Genomic DNA, 4379 nt, shown 5'->3' on the forward strand with positions numbered 1-4379 from the left:
TTCAAAAAGAAAATGATCAAAAGCATTATTTTTATCAACTTTACATTAATTATAAATAATGTATTTTCTTTTATGAAACTTCATTTTTAATTTTAAATAAACTAAAAAAGATATAAAAATGTAATTATTAGAATGGGTTTATTTTGTCATTCTAATCATTACATAAATAAAAATTTATAAAATATAGGTAATCAAACATGCAAATTAAAAAAAATAATAACGATTTTGTACAATATCACTTTGACGTGTCTGTCGATGAATTCGAATCTTATATCAAAAAAGCTTTTGACAAAGTTCAACCTAAAGTAGAAATTAAAGGCTTTAGAAAAGGACATGCTGCCCAAAAAGTTTTTGAAAAGCATTACGGCCCTTCGGCTTTATATAAAGATGCTTTCCGCATCATATATGTAGAAAAATTTCAAGAAATATTAACTAATAAAGAATTTAAAACTGTAGGAGAACCTAAATTAGTTGATTTTGATATTGAAAAATTAGACAGAAAAAAACCTTTTAGTTTCGGTTTAGAAATGGCTTTAAAACCAGAAGTAAAAATATGTGATTACCAAAAAATTACATTAAATGATTTTAGAAAAAATGTCACTGATGAAGATGTTCAAGCGCAAATGGATTTGTTATTAAAACAAAACGAAACATTAGCGCCAAAAACAACTGACACTCCTTTAGAAATGGGCGATATAGCTATTTTCGATTTTAAAGGTTTTGTGGACGGCATTCCTTTTGAAGGCGGAGAAGCGACAAATTACAGTTTAGAGATTGGTTCTAATCAATTCATTCCTGGTTTTGAAACAGGTATGTTAGGAATGAAAAGAGAAGAAAAAAGAGATATAAAAGTGGTTTTTCCTGACAATTATGGTAAAAAAGAATTAGCTGGAAAAGAAGCGGTTTTTCAAATCTTTTTAAAAGAAATGAAAACTCCTCAAAAATTCGTTGTAACGGATGAATCTATTAAAAATTTAAAATTAACTAATATTGAAACAGTTTATGAGTTGAAAAAAAAAATTAAAGAACATTTAGAAAATCAAAACAATTCAGAATATAATAACGAAGTTCTACAACAAGTTTTTGAATATTTAATCGCTAATTCTACTTTAAAAGTTCCTCAACATTTTGTACAAACAGAAGTAGAAAATATCAAACAACAATTTGCTTTTCAACTACAAAAACAAAACATGAATTTAGAACAATATTTAAAAATGACTAATTCTAACGAAGAAGAATATGAAAAAAACAATTATGAACAAGCTTTAAAAAACGTTCAAATTAATTTCTTATTAGACGAAGTAGTGGCTAAAGAAAATATACAAGCGACTCCGGAAGAGATAGAACGCAGATACCAACAAATAAGCGCATATTATAAAATTCCTATCGATAAATTAAAAGAAAATTATGCTGTGGAAAACATCAAAAACGGTTTATCTCAAATTAAAGCTGGCGATTTGTTAATTACAAAAGTTGTTTTTAAAGAACAAAAAGAAGTTTCCCAACCAGAGACAACAAAAGAAAATAAATAAATTATTTTTTTCACAATAAAAAATCTTTTTAGATTATAATATAATTTATAGTCTTAATGAAAATGAACAAAATAATATTAATTTAACTTCACGCATAAAAAAAAGGATGAGTGGTGAATCGAATGAATAAAAAAGAAAACATTGATAAAACAGAAAAAATCGATAAAAAAAATAAAGCAAAAATAAATGATGATATTATTCCTAACGAATTGCCTGTTGTTATTGTGAGAAATGTTGTACCCATTCCTTCTAATGACTTTAGAATTGAAATAGGACGCTCTTTTTCTATCAACGCTATTAAGCAATCAGAATTGCTTGAATCTGCTTACGTGGTCATTTTATTACAAAAAAATTTTTTGCATGAAGAACCGAAAGTTTCTGATATAGAAAAATACGGCGTTTTAGCTAAAGTTTTACTTGCTATTAAAATTGATGATTCTCTTTACAAAGTTAAATTCCGTATTTTAAATCGTGTTAAAACGCAGAAATTAACGAAAAAAGATGATTTATATAGTGCTAAATTTCTGAATGTTCCTACAGTTTTAGGTGATTTACAAGAAGAACAAACTTTAATCAAATTAATCATTCAACAAATTACTTCAAATATAAGTCAGTTTTTATTAATTTCTGAAAATAGTTTTTTAGAACAAATACAAAACGGCGTAACAACCGAAAAAGCAGCTGATTTAATTATTTTTGCTTTAAGAATAGAAGAAAAAGAAAAATATAAATATTTAAAAGAACCTTCTTTAAACAAAAGGTTAGTTTATATTTTGCAAGATATTAGAGTTAAAATAGACGTAGTTGAGTTAGAAAATAAAATTAACGAAGAAGTTAAACGTAGTATTGATGAAAATCAAAAAGAATTTTATTTAAGAGAAAAAATACGTGTTATTCAAAACGAATTAGGCGATAAAGTTAAAAAAGAAGAAGAAATTGAAGAATTAAGAAAAAAAATTAATTACGCTAATATGCCTAAAACAATTAAAGAAAAAGCTTTACAAGAACTTTCTCGTTATCAATCTATCTCCTCAGCAGTAGCTGATTCCTTTGTTATTCGTAATTATTTAGATTTTTTAGTAGCTTTGCCTTGGCAAAAAACAAGTAAAGATGTTAACGAATTGGAAAAAATACAAGCTACTTTAGAAAAAAACCATTACGGTTTAGCTAAGGCTAAAGAACGTATTGTAGAATACGCAGCAGTCAAAATCATGACTAAGAAAAACGCTCAAACTATTCTTTGTTTATCAGGACCTCCTGGCGTTGGTAAAACTACTTTAGCTATTTCTATCGCTGAAGCTTTAGGGCGTAAATTTGTTAAACAATCTTTAGGCGGTATGCAAGAAGAGAGTGAAATAAGAGGACATAGAAGAACTTATGTAGGTGCTATGCCAGGGCGTATTTTGAGCGGTTTAAAAGATGCAGGCGTGAGAAATCCAGTATTTTTATTAGATGAAATTGATAAACTAGTGACTAATTCGCATCATGATCCTTCTTCAGCTTTATTAGAAGTTCTTGATCCGAAACAAAACCAAAATTTCGTCGATCTTTATTTATCTGAACCTTTTGATTTATCGCAAGTTTTATTTATCACAACTGCTAACGATTTAAGCGCTATTGCTCATCCTTTAAGAGACCGTTTAGAAGTGATTGAACTAAGCTCTTATACAGAACAAGATAAATTAATTATCGCTAAAGAACATTTATTGCCTAAACAGTTAAAAGAGCACGGCATTGATGAAACTCAATTCGAAATTGACGATTTAACCTTGCTTTATATCATCAGACATTATACTAAAGAGGCTGGCGTGAGAAATTTAACTAAGAAAATAGCTCATTTAATACGTAAAACTGTTAAAGAAATTTTAATCAATAAAGTTGAAAAAGTGAAAATCGATAAAAACAACATCGAAACATATTTAGGTAAAGTTATTTTCCAACATTTATTAATGGAAGAAAAACCTCAAATTGGCGTGGTGAACGGTTTGGCTTATACTTCTTTTGGCGGAGATATTTTGCCAGTAGAAGCGACTTATTATAAAGGTAAGGGTAAATTAGTTCTTACCGGTCATTTAGGCAAAGTGATTGAAGAAAGCGCTTTTACGGCTTTTAGTTTTTTAAAAGCTAATGCGGAAAAATTAGGCATTGATTATAAAATTTTTGATGAAAATGATTTCCACATTAACTTTTTAGAAGGTGCTATTCCTAAAGATGGCCCTTCCGCAGGCGTTACTATTGCAACTTCTATTTATTCAGCTATCAAAAGAACATATGTTCGTAAAGATGTAGGAATGACAGGAGAAATAACTCTAAGAGGTTCTGTTTTACCGATTGGCGGTTTGAAAGAAAAAGCTATTGCCGCTAATAGAAGTGGACTTAACACAATTTTCATTCCTAAAGATAACTTAAAAGATGTGGATGAAATTCCTATTGAAGTAAGAGAAAAATTAGAAATTATCGCTATTCAAAACGCTGATGATGTGTTTTTAAAAGCTTTAGTTCTTTTAAAAGAAGAGGTTTATAATAATGTCCTTTAGTCAAATGCAAATATTGACAAGTAATTATGTAGTATATCCAGTTGCTGTTTTAATTATTTTAGGCATCTTATTTTCTTCTGAAAAAAGCGTTGTAGACGCTTTTACAGAACAATATGGCGATAACAGTGCTCAAGGAAAAAGTTCCCCTTTAGATAAAATCATTTTTATCTTAGTTTTTATCCTCTTTTTTTCAGCTTTCATTACAGAACATAAGTAAAAAAAGATATTTTTTTTGTTATAAAATATTGACATTCGTTATTTTATATGTTAAAATAACTTTAGTTACAAAATATTTTATAAAAATTATACA

General features: G+C 27.9%; 3 protein-coding genes. All 3 read left to right on the top strand.

Annotation, left to right across the window (positions count from 1 at the left end):
- Positions 1-197: 197 nt before the first annotated feature.
- Positions 198-1532, top strand: coding sequence for a trigger factor (tig, locus tag RI68_RS03145; protein WP_017193778.1), 1335 nt, complete (start codon positions 198-200; stop codon positions 1530-1532).
- A 122-nt stretch (positions 1533-1654) separates the two neighbouring features.
- Positions 1655-4069, top strand: coding sequence for an endopeptidase La (gene lon, locus RI68_RS03150; protein ID WP_017192560.1), 2415 nt, complete (start codon positions 1655-1657; stop codon positions 4067-4069).
- The gene (locus RI68_RS03155; RefSeq protein WP_017192561.1) at positions 4059-4286 is read left to right on the top strand and encodes a hypothetical protein; all 228 of its coding nucleotides are present in this window, start codon (positions 4059-4061) and stop codon (positions 4284-4286) included. Before lon ends, RI68_RS03155 begins: the two co-directional genes overlap by 11 nt.
- Positions 4287-4379 lie beyond the last annotated feature (93 nt).

This window comes from Vaccinium witches'-broom phytoplasma str. VAC, assembly GCF_000309405.1.
GTDB lineage: Bacteria > Bacillota_I > Bacilli_A > Acholeplasmatales > Acholeplasmataceae > Phytoplasma.

Bases quoted from the DNA above. Each gene is read 5' to 3' on its own strand.
- tig (WP_017193778.1), top strand. From the start codon at position 198: ATGCAAATTAAAAAAAATAATAACGATTTTGTACAATATCACTTTGAC.
- lon (WP_017192560.1), top strand. From the start codon at position 1,655: ATGAATAAAAAAGAAAACATTGATAAAACAGAAAAAATCGATAAAAAA.
- RI68_RS03155 (WP_017192561.1), top strand. From the start codon at position 4,059: ATGTCCTTTAGTCAAATGCAAATATTGACAAGTAATTATGTAGTATAT.